Raw genomic sequence first — 19,486 nt, 5'->3', positions numbered from 1 at the left:
AGTCCTATTTTTTTATAATATCTGAAACTTTATAGTAGATAATAAGCATGCCACTTATGGGTAATACCAGATATACCAGAGCCAGTGGCAGTTGTAAAGCCGGGGAATACTGCTCTAGAACATGGGTAATATATACCAATCTAGATCCTCCGATAACGAAGGCACCCAAGCTGAAAGCCACTATCAGTAAGCGTACTGCCAACATTAGTCTTTTTTGAACTTTAGTACCAAAGCGGGAAGGGAGTACGTCTATGGCAACATGCATATTTCTGCCAGAAACATAAGAGGCTCCCAAAATGCCTAACCAAATAAGTAGAAATCTGGCCAGCTCGTCCGTAAACGAACTTGGAGAACCCAATAAAAATCTGCTGAATACCTGCCAAAGTACATTCAATACCATTAAAGTCATTATCGCAATTAGGGTATAGGCCAAAAACGTATCTATTTTTTTTCGTAATGCCATTTTATTGTGTGTCTTTTATTTGTTGAATAAGGGTGTAGAATGCCTCGTCGTCCTTAAAATCTTCCAAGAGTGAAGCCGTTTGTTTGGAGAAAAGGGATTTATCTGGTCTAATGATCTGCACACCTGCCTTCTCTACTTCGTTTAAAGCTTCGCGTTCCGCGATAAGCCATAACTTTCGTTGATACGCCAAAGAACTTTGTACAGCTTGCTGTAACCAACCTTGTTCTTCTTGGGTAAGTTTATCCCACAAATGCGTTCCAGACAATAGCACATCTGGTAAAACCGTATGTTCGTCCAAAGCATAATACTTACATACTTCGTAATGTCTAGACAGATAAAAGCTAGGCGGATTGTTTTCTGCCCCATCCACTACGCCCTGCTGAAGTGCAGTATACAGTTCGCCCCAGGATATTGGGGTTGGTGAGCCCCCAAGGGCCCTTACCATATTTACGGCATTGACACTTTCCATTACCCTTATTTTTAGACCATTAAGGTCTTCGGGCGAATTAATGGGGCGGTCTTTGGTATAAAAACTGCGACTTCCTGCGTCATAATACCCTAAACCTTTCAACCAATATTTCTCCATTCCTTTAAGTAAATCTTGGCCTATTGGCCCGTCCAATACTTGAAACGAATGCTCCCGATCCCTAAATAAAAAAGGTAGGCCCAATACTTTTATTTTAGGCGCAAAATTTTCCAGTACACCCACAGAGACCTTGGTCATATCCAAACTACCAATCTGCAATAGTTCCAGGCACTGTCGCTCCGTGCCCAATTGTTCGTTGGGATAAATTTCTAATTTTAGTTTACCATCTGATAACGCTATCAAATCCTTCCCCATTTGAACCATTGCCTTATGCACAGAATGATTCACATCCAGACCATGCCCTAATTTTATGGTTTTGGTGGTTGACGTGTTTTCGCATCCACATAGTAGTACTATCAAAATGAATAACTTCGGTAGTGCTTTCATTGTTGCTTGTATAAAGTTTTTTTCTCGATGCTGGCTATCATCCCAAGGTTTAGAATATCAGTAAGATCCATGGCCACCAGACTAGCCAGTCCTTTTATTTTGGTAAGGTCTTCTCCCCAAACAATGGTATGTCCTAAAAGGCTAAATACCAATGTTTCCGAGTCAATCTGTTTATTATTAAATGCCTGCCAAGCCTCTTTAAAAATTAGGAGAACCTTGTCATTATCCTTTAACGGAATGGGGTCACCGTCCACATCGCCCTTATAAAAACAAATCAACGCTGCGAGGGAAAAAGCGATATGTCTTGGAAGCGTACCCTGATATTTATTAAAATCTATTAAACTAGGGAGTAATCGGGTGCTAAATTTGGTGGTACTATTAAGAGCTATGCTGATCAACTTATGGTTTAGGGCGGGGTTTCTAAACCTGTCCAATACATCCGCTATATAGGCACTTACATCAAAATTTGTAGACGGCAGGGTCTTTTTAACCTCATCGGACAAAAGCGCCCTTATGAAAGCGGCTAATTTGGGATGGTCCATAACTTCCTTAACCGTTCGGAACCCGCACAAATAACCAATGGGTACCATTGCCGTATGGGCACCGTTAAGAATGCGAACCTTCATCTCCCGATAAGATGCCAGATCGTCCAAGAAAGATATATTAAGGTCGGTTTTGGCACTAGGCAATTCATTTACCAAAAAATCAGGGCCCTGTATCACCCAATCGTGATAGTACTCCCCTGTAACCATTAAACTATCGATGTAGTTTAAATCGGCCCGCAGCTGGTCTTCACTATCGCTAGGATAGCCAGATACAATTCTATCTACCAAAGTAGAACAAAAGTGATTGGACTCTTTAATCCATTGGGCAAAACCTTCCCCCAATTCCCAATGCGTTGCATATTTCAAAACACATTGTCTTAAGGCTTGTCCATTTTCTTCAATTAATTCGCAGGGTAAAAAAACGCAGCCATACCGCGATGCCTCAGTACCAAAAAAAAGATAGCGTTCGTACAGCCATAAGGTAAGTTTTCCCGGAAATTCGATAGGCACATGGTTTGCAATATCGCTCTCACTAAATGCTATCCCTGCTTCGGTAGTATTGGAAACAATGTATCGCAAGTTGGGATTTCTTGCCAAGTCTAAATAATCTTGCCAATCCGTATAAGGATTAACTACTTGTTGCACACAGGTGATCAATTTTTGATCTGTAATCAATTTGCCATTTTTAATCCCTTTCAAAATAACGGTAAACAAACCGTCTTGCGTTTTAAGCTGCTTGTAGTTGCCTCTTTTTGTGGGTTTTACTACCGCTATTCCGGCAGAAAAATTAGTTTCTTCATTTAGAATTTGCACCATCCAATCCACAAATGCGCGCAAAAAATTACCGCCACCAAATTGCATAATGCGTATTGGTAGTATCTCTTGCGGTTTTACTGATTTTCTATTGAGTTGCTGCATTTATTGGTTTCTGTTCACCACTTTTTTTATTATAGTGATATACCTCTTTTCCATGGAATAAAATCTTCCTGGCCCAGCCGTACTGCAGCTGGTACTTCTTCTCCGCTTGCTACTTTGATGATGTATTCCAACAAAGCCACACCTAGCGTTTCTACGCTGTCTTCCCCACTTATAATAGATCCTGTATCGAAATCTATGATATCTTTCATTCTGTGGCCTAGTTTACTATTGCTGCTAATTTTTATTACCGGGGCAACGGGGTTTCCGGTGGGAGTGCCCAAGCCGGTGGTAAATGCAATTATATTGCACCCAGATCCTGCCAAGCCTGTAGTACTTTCCACATCATTCCCGGGTGTACATAGGAGGTTTAACCCCTTCTTGGTTATTTTCTCGGTATAATCCAACACGTCTATTACAGGTGAAGACCCGGCCTTTTTAGCTGCTCCGGCAGATTTCATGGCATCGGTTATCAGTCCGTCCTTAATATTGCCAGGAGAGGGGTTGTTTTCGAAGCCAGAACCCACTGCTACCGCTTTTTGCGAGTACGCTTTCATTAGGTTAGAAAACTTAATGGCTTCGGTTTCTGTATGGCACCGATTGATCAGTTCTTGTTCTACCCCATTCAGTTCCGGAAATTCTGCCAAGACCGTGGTGCCCCCCAATCCTACTAATAAATCTGAAGCATATCCCAAGGTAGGATTGGCGGTAATTCCCGAAAATCCGTCAGAACCACCGCACTCCAAGCCTAAAGTTAGTTTGCCTAAGGGTGCCTTTTGCCTAGTATTCTTATTTGCCTCTATGAGACCTAAAAATGTTTTTTTAACCGCCTCTTCTATAAAATGTCGTTCACTGGCACTCTGCTGTTGTTCCAATACATAAAGTGGTTTTGCAAAGCTGCTATCTTTCTTTTGAATTGCATCTTTCAGTATGCTCACCTGTGCATTCTGGCACCCCAAACTTAAAATGGTAGCCCCGGCTACATTGGGGTGGGTAATATAACCGGCCAAAAGATTACAAAGCGTTTCAGAATCTTGGCGAATACCTCCGCAACCCCCGTCATGATTTAAAAATTTGATACCATCAACATTGGGAAAGGTTCTGTTTTCAGCTATTTCTTCGGAATTTTTAATTAGGTCGGTAGCCAGGAGGTCGTTTTCCGATTCACCTCTCTTATATTTTTCCACCAATACCTGGGCGTCCACTATAAAACTTGCACTGGTATTGTAACCCAAGGCATTTAGCAAGGAAGACTTTATAATATCCACATTTCGGTTTTCACAAAATACCAAAGGAATTACCAGCCAATAATTAGCCGTACCTACACTGCCATCTTTACGGTGATAACCATTAAATGTGCTGTTTTTAAATCTACTTATATCTGGTGCCTGCCAGGAATACCTTTGCCCCATCGGTTTATAATCCGCTGCTGCATGCTCGGTATTATCGGTGCGGATTGCGGCACCCTTGGCAATGGATGAAACGGCCCTACCAACCAAGGTACCATACATTATAATGGTCTCTCCCTTCGGAATTGCCTTTAGGGTAAACTTGTGTTTTTGTGCTATATCTTCCTTAAGCAAAATAGATTGTGAACCCCATGGTATCCTCATCCCTTTTGGTAGGGTTTTAAGGGCAACGGCGATATTATCGCGCTCATCCAACTGCATGTATTCTTTTGACTTCAGCACCACAAAGGTTTTAGCGAACAGATTTTATGGTTTGCAATGCACTCCGCACATCCTCCTCTAATTTCTTATAATCTTGCTTTTCCAATATTTCTTTAGAAATAAGTTTTGAACCCATTCCAACACAGGTAACCCCGGCATTGAACCATCCTCTTAGGTTACTTTCTTCGGTGCTTACCCCGCCTGTTGGCATAATGTTTGTCCAAGGTTGCGGACCCCTGATAGCCTTTACAAAGCCCGGTCCATAGGTAGAACCTGGGAAAAGTTTAATGATTTCACAACCCAGTTCTTCGGCCCTATTGATCTCTGTTAAAGAACCGCATCCGGGAGACCAAAGTATTTTTCGTCGGTTACACACCACGGCAATATCTTCTCTCAGGGAAGGAGTTACTATAAAATTAGCGCCCATTTGTATATATTGGGAAGCTGCAGCGGCATCGGTAATGGATCCTACTCCCATAGCCATACCCGAAAGTTCTTTGATAACGTATTTGTTCAGGGCCGAAAACACCTCATGGGCAAAGTCGCCCCGGGCCGTAAATTCCATCAATCTAGCACCACCATCATAGCAGGCTTTCAATACTTTCTTACCAATTTCAACATCGGGATGGTAGAATAAGGGTACCATGCCCGTTTCTTTCATTAAGGTTGCAACTTCAATTCGTGTGTACTGTGCCATAAAACTAACATTTAGGATGCTTGCCATATTTTTGGCAGGCATCGTTCCAATTTCTATTTTTTATCTTGCTACCCGCCCCGAGGCATCCCCGCCCATTAATTTTTCTACTTCAGAGACAGTTACTAAATTGGCATCGCCCTTAATAGTGTGTTTTAAACAAGAGGCCGCTACCGCAAAATTCAATGCGTTTTGATCGTCATCCGGATATTGGAGCAGACCATAGATTAATCCTCCCATAAAGGAGTCACCACCACCTACCCTATCTACAATATCGGTAATCTGATATTGGGGCGATTTCAACATTGTTTTTCCGTTGTACAATACACCGGCCCAAGTGTTGTGCGAGGCTGAAATGGAGCCTCTTAACGTGGTAATTACCTTTTTGGCTTTAGGGAATTTTTCCATCATCTGTTGGCAGACCGATAAAAAAGCCTCAGCCTTTACATGTTCCCCTTGGGTAGTAATGTCCAAACCTTCTGGTTTGATACCAAAGTGTTTTTCAGCGTCTTCCTCATTACCAAGAATAACATCGCAATAAGAGGTAAGTTCGGTCATAATGGCTTCGGGCTCTACCCCATACTTCCATAATTTGGCCCTATAATTTAAATCTGTGGAAACGGTAATGCCTTTTTCGCTGGCAGCTTTTACCGCCTCTAGGCAAACGTCCGCCGCTCCTTGCGAAATTGCCGGCGTAATACCGGTCCAATGAAACCAGCCTACATCCTTAAAGACCAAATCCCAATCGACCATACCACTAGCAATTTCTGCCATGGCAGAATGGGCCCTATCGTAAACTACTTTGCTTCCTCTACTTACAGCGCCTGTTTCCAAAAAATAAATACCTAAACGGTCTCCACCATAGATTATCTTGTCCGTGCCTACTCCCCTTTTCCGCATTTCCATAAGTGCACATTGGCCAATATCGTTATTGGGTAGTCGTGTTACAAAATCTACGGAAACCCCATAATTGGCCAAGGAAACCGCTACATTGGATTCTCCACCACCATAGACCACATCAAAACTATTGGCCTGTGAAAATCTTAAAAAACCCGGAGGGGATAAGCGAAGCATAATCTCTCCGAATGTCACTACTTTTTGCATATAACTTGATTAAATAAATTAGAAATTAAAATAATTTTTTGCGTTGTTATAAGAAATATCCTGAACCAGTTTCCCTATCCACTCCATATCATTTGGCAACTGCCCGGTAGCTATCTCTTTTCCCAAAAGGTTACACAAAATACGCCTGAAATATTCGTGCCTTGGAAAGGAAAGGAAGCTTCTAGAATCTGTGAGCATCCCTATGAAACAACTAATGAGCCCCATGTTGGAAAGCGCGTTCATTTGTTTTTCCATACCATCTTTTTGGTCTAAGAACCACCAACCAGAACCAAACTGAATTTTACCTTTTACGGAACCATCGTTAAAATTACCGATCATAGCGGCCACAACCTCATTGTCCCTTGGGTTTAAATTATAAATAATGGTCTTGGCCAAAGCATTGGAGCTATCCAATGTATTTAAAAAATTAGAAAGGCCTTGCGCCTGCGACCAGTCCCCAATAGAATCCCAGCCCGTATCCGGGCCTAACAAATTATGCATTCTACTATTGTTGTTCCTTAAGGCCCCAAGATGAAACTGCTGTACCCAACCGTGTTTATGATATTTATTGGACAGAAACAGGAGTATGGCCGTTTTGTACTTCTCTGCATCCGAAGCACTTATTTCTTTATGCTCCCTTCTTTTTTTAAAAATTGCCTTTACCTCGGTTTCGGTAAATTTGGTATAAGGGACATACTCTAAACCGTGATCTGATAGGGTACATCCATTTTCATTAAAATAGGTAATCCTATCCTCCAAGGCCGTACATAACCCATCGAAGGAATCGATACTTTTTCCCCAAACCTCTTCAAGGGAATCCAAATAGGCATTAAAGCCTTCTTGTTCAATTAATATGGCCTTGTCCGGCCTAAAAGCCGTACTCACCTTAGTGGAAAAATTACTTGTTGCCAATTCCTTATGATGGCTAAGATCATCGGTAGGATCTTCCGTAGTACATAACACGGATACATTCATTTTAGAAATTAAGCCCCTACAGCTGTTTTCTGGTTTGGAGAGCATCTCGGCTGTGGTCTTATAAATTTCCGAAGCATTTTTTGAAGTCAACAACTCGTCAATACCAAAATAACGCTTTAGCTCTAGATGTGTCCAGTGATATAGCGGATTGCGCATGGTATATGGTACTATTTGCGCCCATTTTTCAAACTTTTCGCTATCGCTGGCCTTTCCGGTAATAAACTCTTCTGCCACGCCCATGGTGCGCATGGCCCTCCATTTATAATGATCGCCATCAATCCATACGTTGGTAAGGTTATTAAAATTAAGATCGGCCGCTATTTGTTGTGGCGGCAAATGATTGTGATAATCAATAATGGGCATTGAAGATGCGTAGGTATGATACAGCTCCGAGGCATAATCATTCTCCAATAAAAAATCGTGATGTATAAAATCTGTCATGTAATAAATACTTTCTTTTCTTCTTAAATACTATTCTAAAATACTGCTATTCATGGTTATAGCAATGGAGAGTTTCTTCAAATGCATGGACATACCATTACCCATTACTCTATTTGTTTAACCAATACTTTTATAATTTCTATTTAACCCTCCTTGTCTGCGCCCGTAATTCTTCGGGAACGTCTTCTTTGGACACCTTTTTTAGAATGATTTGCTTATGGCCCGTTACCGGTACGGTTAGATTCTTAATTGTGAGGCCTTCTACGTCTTCAAAAACCAAAGCGGGTCTAAAATCCGAATCCCTTACCAAAAGTTTAATGTTTCTCATTTTCACATCTTTGGCATGGCGTACATAGAATCCCCATGAGGGAAGTTCCCTAAACATTGTGTATTCTGGATAACCTTTTATATTTTCTGGAACTTGGTCCAACCTGCTTATCGGAACATAGGCCATTCCTTTGGATGCTCTTCCCGGATATGAAATGGTTATATTTTCGAAAGATATATTTTCAATGGGATGCCCTGGGATTCCAGCAATCGGAGCTGGAAACTGATTATGAAAATATCCTACTTCCGGTCCTCGCATATCATAATCAATATCCGGTCTTCCAAAGGGAACTTCCACATCGATATTCTTGAACGAAACGTTTTTTACAATACCGGGGTTTTCTCCTGCCCTATGGCCTAGTCTTACAAAAATTGCGTTTCCGGTATTTTTCGCAATGATATGGTTAACCTCAACGTTTTCTATAATTCCGCCATCCACCGATTCTAGCGCAATGGCCGATCTAAAGGTATCGAAGACTTTTATGTTTTCTATGACAATGTTTTTGAAGCCACTATACGAAGCGGTTCCAAACTTAATTGCGCTGGCGCTAGATCTTACGGTACAATTGCCAATATAAATACCATCGTTAACATAGCCGGGATAATACGATTTTAAAACAATACCATCGTCCGCGGTGTTTACATTACAATCGCTGATATGCACATTGGTACAATCTGTTATGCCAATACCATCATTGTTCCAATACGCCCTACTTTGGATGGTTAGATTTTTAATCTTAACATTATCGCAAATTTCATAACTCTGCACCCATCCTGAAGCGTTTTTCAGGGTAAGGTCCGTAACCGTAATATTTTCACAAAGCATAAAATTTATGATTTTGGGACGTACTGTTTCGTTTGGTCTCATACTTCGTGTATTGTAGTCCGGATCTATAACCTCCCCAATATGGTGCAAACTGTCTATCGTTAATGCCAGTTCCCTACCCTGCCCATCTATGGTGCCTTTGCCACTTAGTGCAATGTTTTTTGCATTTTCGGCAATCAAAAATGCCAATCTGGAATTGTCATCGGTTTTTTTGGGTGTAGGTGCTCCCTTTACCTCTAACTTTCGGTAATGTCTTGGATCTGTACTCCCCAGCAATACCGCTCCTTCTTGTAGATGTAGTTCTACATTACTTTTTAACGCTAATGTACCACTGAGATAAACACCTCGGGGAAAAACAACTTTACCACCATTTTTATTCCCTGATGCAGCGTCTATGGCCTTTTGGATGGCCACAGTATTCAGTGCAGTGCCATTACCTATAGCATTATAGTCCAAAACGGAAATTTGTACGGCATTTTTGGTCGTTACCTGTCCAACACAATATTGGCTTAAGGTAATGACCGCTATAACTGCGCACAAAAGGCTTTGTTTTATATGCTTAGTTTTCATCATCTAGGAACGTTATAAATACATTGCTGTTATGTTTTAAGTAACTATTGATTGTCTATTATCCTTGGGTTATTGGGACTAAGGTACATCAAAGGCGTTACTGTTTTTTACTATGATTGCCATATTAAGCCCAGATGCAAAATATATATCATATTTGGCAAAAATAGGCTCAAAATTTTGTACTATTCGGTGCCTCTTTTTACCTAAAATATAGAGCAACCGGTAATATAGACTTAAGAAAGTAGTACGTAAATCAGTATCGTCAAAATCACCAGTATGATACCAGCAGTATTAACATGCGGCCATTTTTTGCTAGGGTTTTCATAAACTTTTTGAACATAATCGCCCGTAAAATAATATTTGGAAACCAAGAACATGATGACAAAATTTAGGACGAATTCTATGCCCCATAAATGCACAAAATGGATATCCAACTTCAAGACAAACGTAGTAAGCAGGTAGAAAAGGAAACCAAAGAACAGACCTGCTTTTGCACCTTTGGCATTTATTTGCTTTACAAATATTCCGGCTATGATTACGGAAGAAATAGGAATAAAGAAAATACCGTTCAATTCTTGTAATAAAAAATACAGGCCATCTGGCGCATAGGCTACCAAAGGTGCCACGGATATGGATAACACCGCCAATACCACGGAAGTGATTTTACCGTAACGCACCAATTTCCCGTCCGAAACGTTTTTGTTCACCAATTTTTTATAAATATCATAGCAAAAAACAGTGCTCGCAGAATTCAATACACTATTGAAGGTACTTAATACGGCCCCCAAGATTACTGCCGCAAAAAAACCGTATAAATAGGTGGGCAGTACTTTTTTCACCAACATGGGATAAATTAGATCGGGAGTTTCATAAAACTGATCCTGAAAGTAGTAATAGGCAATTAACCCGGGCAGTACAATGATAAGGGGAACAAACAATTTTAACACCCCTGTATAGATAAGTCCCTTCTGGGCCTCTGCCAGGTTTTTTGCTCCAAATGCCCTTTGTATAATGGCTTGGTTCATCCCCCAGAAATATATCTGATTTATCATAAGCCCTGTAAACAAGACCGAAAAAGGCAATACGGAATCGGGACTACCAATAATATCGAACTTCTCGGGAGCAAAGTTATATACGGTTCTCATACCACCAAAAATGCTTCCTTCCCCTATTTGATACAGGGCAATAATAGGTATTAAAAGCCCTCCCAACATTAAACCCACTCCGTTAAGGGTATCTGAATATGCTACCGCCTTAAGACCCCCGAAAATAGCGTAGAGCGATCCAATAACCCCAATCGTAAGTACGGAATACAACAAGGCCTCGTTCTTGGAAATGTTGAACATCGCCGAGAAATCGAAAACGCTTTCAATATTTATGGCCCCGGTGTATAGTACTATGGGTAAAAGTGTAACTACAAAGGATAACATTAAGAGAAAAGCAACGACGGATCTAGTAACGCCATCAAACCGTTTCTCCAAAAATTCGGGAATGGTGGTCAACCCCATCCTAATGAATTTCGGAATAAAAAAGATCGCCGCAATAACAAGGGCAATGGCAGAAGTCACTTCCCAAGCAATTACGATAATACCATTTTTATACGAACTCCCGTTCATCCCGATAAGATGCTCGGTAGAAATATTGGTCAGGATCATAGACCCGGCAATTATGGGTCCGGTTAGGGTTTTACCTGCAAGGAAATACCCTTTTGCGGTACTAAAACTGTCTTTTCTTAACTTATAGGTAGTATAAACAATAACCAGCAAGGTAAACCCGAAAAAACCCAAATAAGTTGCTAGCATGCTTTTGTTATTAATTTATACTGCATACAAGTTTTATTAAAATTTTAGGGTCTCGGGTAAATATTTAGCGACCAAATCCTCATAGTAAGGACGTAAGGCTTTGGAATCTGGTGGTACAGGGGCCTTGGAATAAAGATCATAAGGGTTAAACTTCTTCACCCATTCGAACATTTCGTGGTCCTTATCGTCCATTAAATGATCATAGGAGTTTTCCCTGTGTTGCGCATAAAAAGAATGGTACCTAATCATATAGAGCGCCTCGTCTGGTAAATGATCTTTCATAATTTGATACAAGTACTCGTCGTGTCCCCAACTCATGGTAACATTGTCTAGGCCACATTTCTCCTTGTAAACTCCTAGTTTAGAGTTGTATAATGAATTATCATAGTCTGGATTCTCCTTAAAGAACTCTGGGTATACTATTTTATCGGAAAATGCGCAGCCTACCGGAAAAGTATCGCCTACAACTGCCCATTGCGGTTCTCCAAAAAGGCATAGTACCTTGCCTAGATCATGAAGAAACCCGGTTAACACAAACCAATCTGGATGACCATCGGCACGTATAGCCTCCGAGGTCTGTAACAGGTGTTGCAACTGGTCTAACTCTATATCCGGATCGCTATCATCTACCAAAGTATTTAAGAAATCGACAGCATCCCATATCGACATTTCCCGTTTATCAAATTTTAAAAATTCGGCTTCCTTTTTCTTTACAAAATCGTAGGTCTGATTTTTATGGTTTATCCGATAAAATTCCTTTACCGTATCTACACGTTCCGAATCTACATAATTCCGGAACTCCTCTTTTTCCTTTATCTCCTCTGGATCTGGATAACGATTAAGTAAGTCGTGTTCCCAGTCGTCTATATTCTCCATAGGGTTATTTTCAGCATTTTTTTTCATTGATTTCCTCTTTTATTATTGAACAACGTCTCAAAAGTATCGGGTTACTTGCCCTATCGCCTTACAAATTACATTAATCTTGCTAAATGTCAATGATATAGGTATACTATGTTTAGCATGTTCCATTTTCCTTTTTAATGGTTCACTCCTTATTTTTTACCTGCTCATACTCCACTAAATGCACTGAAACCGCCATCTATGGGAATTACAACCCCGGTTACAAATCGCGATGCTTCGCTACATAAAAAATGAATTGCCCCATTAAGTTCCTCTGCCTCACCAAACCTGCCCATTGGCGTATTTTTTATAATCGTTTCTCCCCGTGATGTATAGCTACCATCTGGGTTTAACAATAGGTTCCTGTTTTGATTGCCTATAAAAAAACCTGGTGCTATAGCATTTACACGGATATTGCCACTAAATTTCATTGCCATTTCAACGGCCATCCATCTTGTGAAATTTTCCATAGCTGCCTTGGAAGCGGAATATCCTACCACTCTGGTTATGGCACGTTGCACAGTCATTGAGGAATAATTGATTATGGCACCGGCTTTTTGGTTGGCCATTACTTTTGCAAAAACCAGGGAAGGAATTACGGTACCGTTCAGGTTTAAATCCGTCACCTTCTTAAAATCTTCAATAGACAAATCAAAAATGGTCTGGTCTTCACCGATAGTGGCGCCGGGTAAATTGCCACCCGCAGCATTTAAGAGTACATCTATACGGCCAAAACGCTCAACAATCTTATCTTTTACCTCGGTTAAAGAGTTTTCGGACAGCACATCACAACCAAAACCTAGTGCATCTCCTCCTTTAGTGTTGATTTCATTTATGGATTGGTCTACCGCCTTCTCATTTCTGTCCAACAGTACAATTTTGGCACCTTCGCCAGACAGGCTTTTTGCCGCTGCCCCACCTAAGGCTCCACCACCACCAGTAATAACTACTACTTTATCCTTAACGCTAAACGTATTCATTAATTTGTAATTTATTGAAAACCACCAGAGGGTTACAACCAATTAATACCCCAATAGTACTGTTTTAATCGATTTCACCAATGGATTAATAAATCAAAAACATGGACATTCTTAAAAAGCCCCTCCACATCCCCATTTAACATCCTATTTTATAAGATTGCTAGGTGGAAACCCAAACTGCTTTTTAAAACACCTACTAAAATATAAAGGGTCATTAAATCCTATTAAATTGGTTACTTCGGACACATTATATTTTTTGGATTTTAGCAGTTTAAACGATTTCTTAAGTCTGATGGTCCTAATAAACTCATTGGGTGCCAAATCTGTTAATTCCTTTATTTTTCGATATAATTTGGAAGAACTCATGCCCATTTCCCTGCACAAATATGTGGTGGTTAGGTCTACACTATTCAGCTCACGCTCAATCAGGGCAGTAACTTTGGTCATAAATACCTCATCAATGGGCGAATGGGCAAGAAGGCTTACCGGACTTTCAACATCTTCGGAAAATTTAACCTTTAGATCGTTTCTAGATTTTATGATGTTTTCAATCCTTGTCTTAAGCAAAGAAGGGTCAAATGGCTTTACCAAATAACCATCGGCCCCTAATTTATACCCACTGATCTTATCTTCATTTTCTCCCAAAGCAGTTAACAAAATGATTGGGATATGACTAATAGATTCATCGTTCTTAAGCGTTTTGCAGAATTGCAGTCCGTCCATAACGGGCATCATAACGTCCGAAACGCACAGCACCGGTTTTATCTGTCTACATATTTTAAGGCCGTCTTCCCCATTCTCCGCTTCGTACACTTTGTAGTAATCCGTAAGATAATCTACCAAATACTTCCTTAACTCCGCATTGTCCTCTACCACTAAAACTTTCTCTTTAAGGTGCGTACTCTGAATTATTTTTTTGGCTGCCAGTACCTGTACCGACCCTACCTCATCTTTTTTGGTCTCCTTATGATACTCAAAGACCTCTTCCGATTGGTATGCATTCTTGTTAATGGGTATTTCTACGCGGAATATGCTTCCCTTATTGGGCGCACTGTCCAGGGCTATATTACCTTTGTGAAGTTTTAAGAGCGACTTCACCAAGGACAGTCCTATTCCTGTACCCGTATTATTTTCTTTGCTGTTGGAAGCTTGATAAAACCGTTTGAAAATCTTTTTTTGACTTTCCATGGGTATTCCAATGCCATCATCGCTTACTTCTACGATAAGCGTATTTTCTTCTCCGTCTTTTAATCCAATAAAAAGATCCACACTTCCATACCTCGGGGTAAAATTTAAGGCATTGGAAAGTAGGTTGTAGATAATTTTATCATATTTATCCATGTCTATCCACCCTATTATTTCTTCTTCCTCGGCATTCATATAAAAATGAATGTTTTTGTTATTGGCCAACTCTTGAAAAGAATTGAAAATAGTTCTTGTATATTTAAGAATATCGGTTTGTGACACCTTTAATTTTAGCTGGCCCGTCTGTGCTTTTCTAAAATCCAATATTTGATTTACCAAATTTAAAAGCCGATTTGCATTTTGGTGAATAAGACCCAGCCTTTTTTGTTGAAATGCTGTACCATGGGCTTCTACCTCTTCTATCAGTTGTTTGGCAGGGCCAAGGATAAGGGTCAATGGAGTTCGTAGTTCGTGCGATATATTTGTAAAAAAACGTAATTTCTCGTTATTCAATTTTTCATCACGCTCTCGCCTAACCCGTTCTAAAACCAATTCTTGCCGTAATCTACTCCTTCCCTTTACTTCTCTCCGAATTAGATATATAATCAATGATGCAAAGACCAGAAAGAGAAAGATGGCTTGGTAAGTAAGCCAAAATGGGGGTTTAACCTTAATGAAATATGCAGTTTCCTCTCCCCAATATCCGTCTCGGTTGCTAGATCTTAGTTTAAAAGTATAATCATCCGGATACAAATTGGTATACTGCACCGTCCTGGAATTGCTATTAGTAGTAATCCAATCTTCATCAAAACCTTCTAATTTGTATTGATATTTGTTAAGTCCTTCATCGGCATAGGAGGGTGATGAGAATTTGATGGCAAAATTACTGTTGTTGTAATTAAGGGTAACGGTATTGGAAAAGTTAATGTCTTCCGACAACATTTTTAAACCGTCTGTAACAACACCGGGCACAAGTTCCTTATTCTGTACCTTAAACTCTGTGATAAACGGTTTTGGAGTCCATGGATTCTCGTTAATCTCATAAGGGGCAAAATGGATGATTCCATTTTTACCTGCCAAAAAGATCTTATCCTCCCTCGTCCTATAAAACCCGCTAGAGCTGAAAACGTCCAGTCGGTTGCCACTATCTACATCGTAAAAATTAGCTTTTTCATTCTGTTGATTGTAAACCGCTACTTTATTGTTGTTCATATTCAACCAAAGATCACCGTTTGTACCCGCTACCAGATCCGTAATCCATTGTCCTTGCAACTCATTGGGTTTAAGCACCGTTTTAAAGGCATCTTCGGTAGCATCATAAACCGCCAAACCCAAACGTGTAGCTGCCCACAAACTCCCTTGTGGCCCCAAGACTATGTCACTTACGTTCACATGAGGCAATCCGTAGGCGCTGTCCTCTGGGTTTATCCCATACTCATGTATCTCTAGGCTCTCAGTATTAAACTTCATAACACCGGTCTCCGTGGCATACCAGATATTATTTTCCTTGCCTATGACAATCTCATTAATTTGATATCCTGGTAAGATGGTTCCAAATCTGGATTCTATGCTATCGGTATTTGTATTGATAACCCTTACACCCTCCCCAAAAGATCCGGCCATCAGTAAATTATCACCTAGGTCGGCGAAGGCCACGACCGGCGATCGTACCCTCCCTAAGTTTATGAGCTTTGAGCTGTTCTTGGCATAGTCATATGCCATAATCTTACCGTTCCAAAGACCGCAATAAAAACGATTGCCATCAATGGTGAAAATACTGGCAATATCGTAATTGCCCTTGTACAAAGGTTTAAAGCTATCGCCTTCCGAGATAAAAAGACCATTGTGCCTGGTAGCCGCGATCACCTTACCATCTTGGGTCTGCGAAAAACCCCGTATCCTAGGAGCTTTATTTCCGATATGGAAAGATATATCCCTGTTAAGGATAAACTGGTTCTCATAGGGGTCGTACTTATCCAAACCATCTTCCGTGCCTATCCAAAGTACTCCTGAGGTATCAAAATAAAGCGCTGATACCAAATTATCCACCAAAGAAGTATCATCGGACAAAACAGACTCGTACCTGCGGTAATTCCCTGTCTGTACATCTTCCAGTTTATCGCAAATTAGAATGCCTCCCAAAGTTCCTAGCCAGTAGCTACCTTCGGGAGATTTTGCAATGGATAAAAAATAGGGTCCAAGGCTCTCTCGTTGTAATTTGTTCTCTATATAGAGGTTTTTGAAATCTTCATTGTCATTGTTCAATTTGTAGAGCCCTTCCCTAGTACCTACAAAAATAGCTTCCCCTTCATCTTCATATATAAAATTTACATAGGGATTTACTTTTTCCGAATTTGGAATTTGCAGCGTATAATTTTTGATATGCACGATAGCCCCTTTGGGATTTAAAGTGATTCTGGCCACGCCGCCCTCTCCATAACTTCCTACCCAAATACGCCCTTTTTTATCTTGTATAATTTCCTTTACATAGGCAAAATCATCAATGGGTACCTTTTCAAAACGATCTTCATCTATGTGCAACAAATAAAGTCCCATAGTTTTGGTACCCACCCAAACCCGATTAAAAGTATCTAAATGCACGGATCGTATCTCGGATTCTGGCAGACTATTGGGGTTGGCTTTTTCTGGCAAATAAGTATGAAACCTGTGCGACTTAATATTGAATACCGAAAGGCCATTCCTGGTCCCGATCCATAGTTTTTCTGTCCCACTATCATACTCCAATGCGGTAATATCGTCATTTTGCAACTCGTTGGGAACGGCAAAAGTGCTTCTGTAGTTCTTAAATTCGTACCCATCGAAACGATTGAGGCCAGAAAACGTGCCAAGCCATAAAAAACCTTTACTATCTTGGATAATATGGCGTACGGAGTTATGGGATAATCCGTTGCGCTCATTATAATGCTCCAATCTAATGTTTTGGGCGTTAAGTACGCACACCATGCCTATTGCTATTACTAACAACAAGCGTATCTTACTACATGTGGGCCAAATATCCATCATAACAATGTACTTAATATTATGAATATTAATAAATTGCTTTTCGCTTTAAATCGATCCTAAAATTATCGGAGGGCAATCCGTTCATGAATTTTTGAAAGATTTTTGCCCATAGCACCAAATTTTTATCATTTGTCTTTTCCAAAAGTCCACAAACAAAAGAGTACTGGGCAATCCTCGCTTCTCCAATATCAATTATGGCAAGTTGATCTGCATTTCTTAGGCGGTAGAAATCGTATATCATATCAAAACCCGACCATTGTTTTAAATCTACAATTGTAAATTCTTCATTTCCGGTAAGCGCTTCCAATGTTACAGAACTTGTGGTCATTGCCATTTGAGCTATTTCTTTTCCATTCTTTTCAAGTATAAGATCGGTTAGCTCCTTGGGCCAATCTTCTGGTAAAAACCGAAGTCTTATCAGCTCTTTCAAATGCTCTTGAGAATAGGCCTGATACGTCTTGGCATACAGAATATCCTTGTTCCATAGCCCATCAGGGTTGTTATTTTTGAGATAGGCATGCTCTTGTTCGTACATGGAGAAGAGTTCCTTAAAGTTAGGCACGGTATCCAAGATTACCGTTTCAACATCGATATAACTGTCTTGGGTTACCGTCAAAATTTTGTAGGCCGCCGGATAGGCCGCCAGGGAAGGTACCTGAACATTAAAAAGAACATTGCCCGCTTTTGTTTTTTTCATTCCGGTATCATTGAGATGCATGTGCCCTCCTATATGTACCTGAAGACCTGCATCGGCAAATTGAGTTCCTACCTCTTCGCGGGGAACACGGTTCAACTGCATGTTATCCTTTCCAAAAAGCGCAACCATCTCTTTGCCAGCATCATCAAAATATTCTAACATTGGATAATGGCTAAAACTTATTAGTGTTTTATTATTTTCATGAGCTTCCAAGGCAATTTCCTCTATCCATTTCAATAGATATCCTTTGTTCTCTAGAAGTAAATTATAACCAATACTTGCCCCAAGAAATTCTTGTTCATCACTTTTAGAATCTACATTTACACTTTTGGGTAGGTATACGTTGGCATCTATGCCTGCAAGCCAAACATGCTCCCCTACTTGTATTACATAACTCATATCCGGTAAAGAAATGTTGCTGTTAGGAATTGTATACTTACGGTTGTCCAAATCTCCAAACTGCTTGGCTTTGTCCAGATTATAATCTTTATAGGTATAGTTCGTAAAAGGGGTATTCCAATAGGTGAATTCTTTGTTCGGATAAAGTCCAAATGCCCTTAATTCTGAAAAGATCTCTAGATAGCCCCATTGTTGAATGGCCTGGTCAACAATGGGTTTATGCTGCGTTAAGGTATCATCCACCACAACCATGCTGGGTTTGCTCATTATTACCTGTTCCTTTCCACCTTCACCTAAAAAATCATTTTTTTTCGCTGGTATGCTAAACGGTCTTACCGGATCGTGATTTCCCGTAATTACCAGAAATGTTATGTCATACGTTTCGGAATATTCGTTTAAAATCTTTCTTAACGCCTTAATGTTCATAGGTTGACCGTCATCACTGAAATCACCGGGAAGTACAACGAGTTTTATTTTTTTGGCAACAATATCTTCCAAAGCAGCTATAAAAGCGAAGTAGTTTTCATTGAAAAGACGTGTAGATCTAAGTTGCGCCTCCATGGTCCTAATCGTATTATATCTTTCCGTTTTAGGATTCTTGACCCCCACGAAATCAGATTCTAAAAACTCCCCGTAAATGTCTTGCAAATGCACATCAGATAAAAAAGCTATGGTAATAGGCTGAGCGGTCTTATTAGCACTGCTATTGCAGGCCGCAAAAAAAAGGCAACAAACAAAAAAACAACTGAAATAATATCTATTTTTCATCTGATGCTTCTGTTTTCATCTGTTTGGGGAAGGTGTAACTTTTTTTCCGCCCCCCCAAATCTATCCGAATTTTGTCTAACATTAACCCAGGGCCTACCATCCAAATTTTTAGGGTATGTTTTCTTGCCCGGTCCACAATTTGCTTAGCGGTACGCATGGCCGCATTTCGCAATACATTTTGCTTCCATTTTTCCCTACGTCCGTAAGTTTGAAAATCTACAATCACTG

General features: G+C 40.2%; 14 protein-coding genes. All 14 read right to left on the bottom strand.

Annotation, left to right across the window (positions count from 1 at the left end; all coding sequences use genetic code 11):
• Nucleotides 1–4 precede the first annotated feature (4 nt).
• Nucleotides 5–463 (bottom strand): TRAP transporter small permease, encoded by a 459-nt coding sequence (locus ACEQ81_RS15735; protein ID WP_411031866.1) that lies wholly within the window; start codon nucleotides 461–463, stop codon nucleotides 5–7.
• 1 nt (nucleotide 464) lies between these two features.
• Complete coding sequence (locus ACEQ81_RS15730) at nucleotides 465–1,436, bottom strand: TRAP transporter substrate-binding protein (protein WP_411031865.1); 972 nt, start codon at nucleotides 1,434–1,436, stop codon at nucleotides 465–467.
• A complete protein-coding gene (locus ACEQ81_RS15725) occupies nucleotides 1,433–2,899 on the bottom strand; it encodes a tagaturonate reductase (RefSeq protein WP_411031864.1) in 1,467 nt (488 codons plus the stop codon). The genes ACEQ81_RS15730 and ACEQ81_RS15725 overlap by 4 nt, the downstream gene beginning before the upstream one ends.
• A 29-nt stretch (nucleotides 2,900–2,928) precedes the next feature.
• Nucleotides 2,929–4,566 (bottom strand): UxaA family hydrolase, encoded by a 1,638-nt coding sequence (locus ACEQ81_RS15720; RefSeq protein ID WP_411032033.1) that lies wholly within the window; start codon nucleotides 4,564–4,566, stop codon nucleotides 2,929–2,931.
• 31 nt (nucleotides 4,567–4,597) lie between these two features.
• Nucleotides 4,598–5,263 (bottom strand): bifunctional 4-hydroxy-2-oxoglutarate aldolase/2-dehydro-3-deoxy-phosphogluconate aldolase, encoded by a 666-nt coding sequence (locus ACEQ81_RS15715; RefSeq protein WP_411031863.1) that lies wholly within the window; start codon nucleotides 5,261–5,263, stop codon nucleotides 4,598–4,600.
• A gap of 60 nt (nucleotides 5,264–5,323) precedes the next feature.
• The gene (locus ACEQ81_RS15710) at nucleotides 5,324–6,364 is read right to left on the bottom strand and encodes a PfkB family carbohydrate kinase (protein ID WP_411031862.1); all 1,041 of its coding nucleotides are present in this window, start codon (nucleotides 6,362–6,364) and stop codon (nucleotides 5,324–5,326) included.
• Nucleotides 6,365–6,382: 18 nt separating this feature from the next.
• Nucleotides 6,383–7,780, bottom strand: coding sequence for a glucuronate isomerase (gene uxaC / locus ACEQ81_RS15705; protein WP_411031861.1), 1,398 nt, complete (start codon nucleotides 7,778–7,780; stop codon nucleotides 6,383–6,385).
• Nucleotides 7,781–7,919: 139 nt separating this feature from the next.
• Nucleotides 7,920–9,506: a glycoside hydrolase family 28 protein gene (locus ACEQ81_RS15700; protein WP_411031860.1), complete on the bottom strand. Its 1,587-nt coding sequence runs from the start codon at nucleotides 9,504–9,506 to the stop codon at nucleotides 7,920–7,922.
• A gap of 230 nt (nucleotides 9,507–9,736) precedes the next feature.
• Nucleotides 9,737–11,305 carry a solute:sodium symporter family transporter gene (locus tag ACEQ81_RS15695; protein WP_411031859.1) on the bottom strand — a complete coding sequence of 523 codons (1,569 nt, stop codon included), beginning with the start codon at nucleotides 11,303–11,305 and terminating at the stop codon, nucleotides 9,737–9,739.
• 36 nt (nucleotides 11,306–11,341) lie between these two features.
• Nucleotides 11,342–12,208 (bottom strand): inositol oxygenase family protein, encoded by an 867-nt coding sequence (locus tag ACEQ81_RS15690; protein WP_411031858.1) that lies wholly within the window; start codon nucleotides 12,206–12,208, stop codon nucleotides 11,342–11,344.
• A 164-nt stretch (nucleotides 12,209–12,372) separates the two neighbouring features.
• The gene (locus ACEQ81_RS15685) at nucleotides 12,373–13,185 is read right to left on the bottom strand and encodes an SDR family oxidoreductase (RefSeq protein WP_411031857.1); all 813 of its coding nucleotides are present in this window, start codon (nucleotides 13,183–13,185) and stop codon (nucleotides 12,373–12,375) included.
• Nucleotides 13,186–13,329: 144 nt separating this feature from the next.
• Nucleotides 13,330–17,394 (bottom strand): two-component regulator propeller domain-containing protein, encoded by a 4,065-nt coding sequence (locus ACEQ81_RS15680; RefSeq protein ID WP_411031856.1) that lies wholly within the window; start codon nucleotides 17,392–17,394, stop codon nucleotides 13,330–13,332.
• A gap of 25 nt (nucleotides 17,395–17,419) precedes the next feature.
• Nucleotides 17,420–19,258: a metallophosphoesterase family protein gene (locus ACEQ81_RS15675; protein ID WP_411031855.1), complete on the bottom strand. Its 1,839-nt coding sequence runs from the start codon at nucleotides 19,256–19,258 to the stop codon at nucleotides 17,420–17,422.
• Nucleotides 19,248–19,484 carry a hypothetical protein gene (locus tag ACEQ81_RS15670; protein ID WP_411031854.1) on the bottom strand — a complete coding sequence of 79 codons (237 nt, stop codon included), beginning with the start codon at nucleotides 19,482–19,484 and terminating at the stop codon, nucleotides 19,248–19,250. The genes ACEQ81_RS15675 and ACEQ81_RS15670 overlap by 11 nt, the downstream gene beginning before the upstream one ends.
• Nucleotides 19,485–19,486: the final 2 nt, after the last annotated feature.

Origin of the sequence: Spongiimicrobium sp. 3-5 (assembly GCF_046557915.1) — a bacterium.
GTDB lineage: Bacteria > Bacteroidota > Bacteroidia > Flavobacteriales > Flavobacteriaceae > JBHEBG01.
The sequence above is the reverse complement of the archived record's forward strand: the minus strand, read 5'-3'. Positions and strand labels throughout refer to the sequence as shown.

Coding starts and splice junctions, on each gene's coding strand:
- ACEQ81_RS15690 (WP_411031858.1), bottom strand. CDS start 12,208: ATGAAAAAAAATGCTGAAAATAACCCTATGGAGAATATAGACGACTGG.
- ACEQ81_RS15675 (WP_411031855.1), bottom strand. CDS start 19,258: ATGAAAAATAGATATTATTTCAGTTGTTTTTTTGTTTGTTGCCTTTTT.
- uxaC (WP_411031861.1), bottom strand. CDS start 7,780: ATGACAGATTTTATACATCACGATTTTTTATTGGAGAATGATTATGCC.
- ACEQ81_RS15700 (WP_411031860.1), bottom strand. CDS start 9,506: ATGATGAAAACTAAGCATATAAAACAAAGCCTTTTGTGCGCAGTTATA.
- ACEQ81_RS15730 (WP_411031865.1), bottom strand. CDS start 1,436: ATGAAAGCACTACCGAAGTTATTCATTTTGATAGTACTACTATGTGGA.
- ACEQ81_RS15685 (WP_411031857.1), bottom strand. CDS start 13,185: ATGAATACGTTTAGCGTTAAGGATAAAGTAGTAGTTATTACTGGTGGT.
- ACEQ81_RS15715 (WP_411031863.1), bottom strand. CDS start 5,263: ATGGCACAGTACACACGAATTGAAGTTGCAACCTTAATGAAAGAAACG.
- ACEQ81_RS15735 (WP_411031866.1), bottom strand. CDS start 463: ATGGCATTACGAAAAAAAATAGATACGTTTTTGGCCTATACCCTAATT.
- ACEQ81_RS15725 (WP_411031864.1), bottom strand. CDS start 2,899: ATGCAGCAACTCAATAGAAAATCAGTAAAACCGCAAGAGATACTACCA.
- ACEQ81_RS15710 (WP_411031862.1), bottom strand. CDS start 6,364: ATGCAAAAAGTAGTGACATTCGGAGAGATTATGCTTCGCTTATCCCCT.
- ACEQ81_RS15695 (WP_411031859.1), bottom strand. CDS start 11,305: ATGCTAGCAACTTATTTGGGTTTTTTCGGGTTTACCTTGCTGGTTATT.
- ACEQ81_RS15680 (WP_411031856.1), bottom strand. CDS start 17,394: ATGATGGATATTTGGCCCACATGTAGTAAGATACGCTTGTTGTTAGTA.
- ACEQ81_RS15720 (WP_411032033.1), bottom strand. CDS start 4,566: ATGCAGTTGGATGAGCGCGATAATATCGCCGTTGCCCTTAAAACCCTA.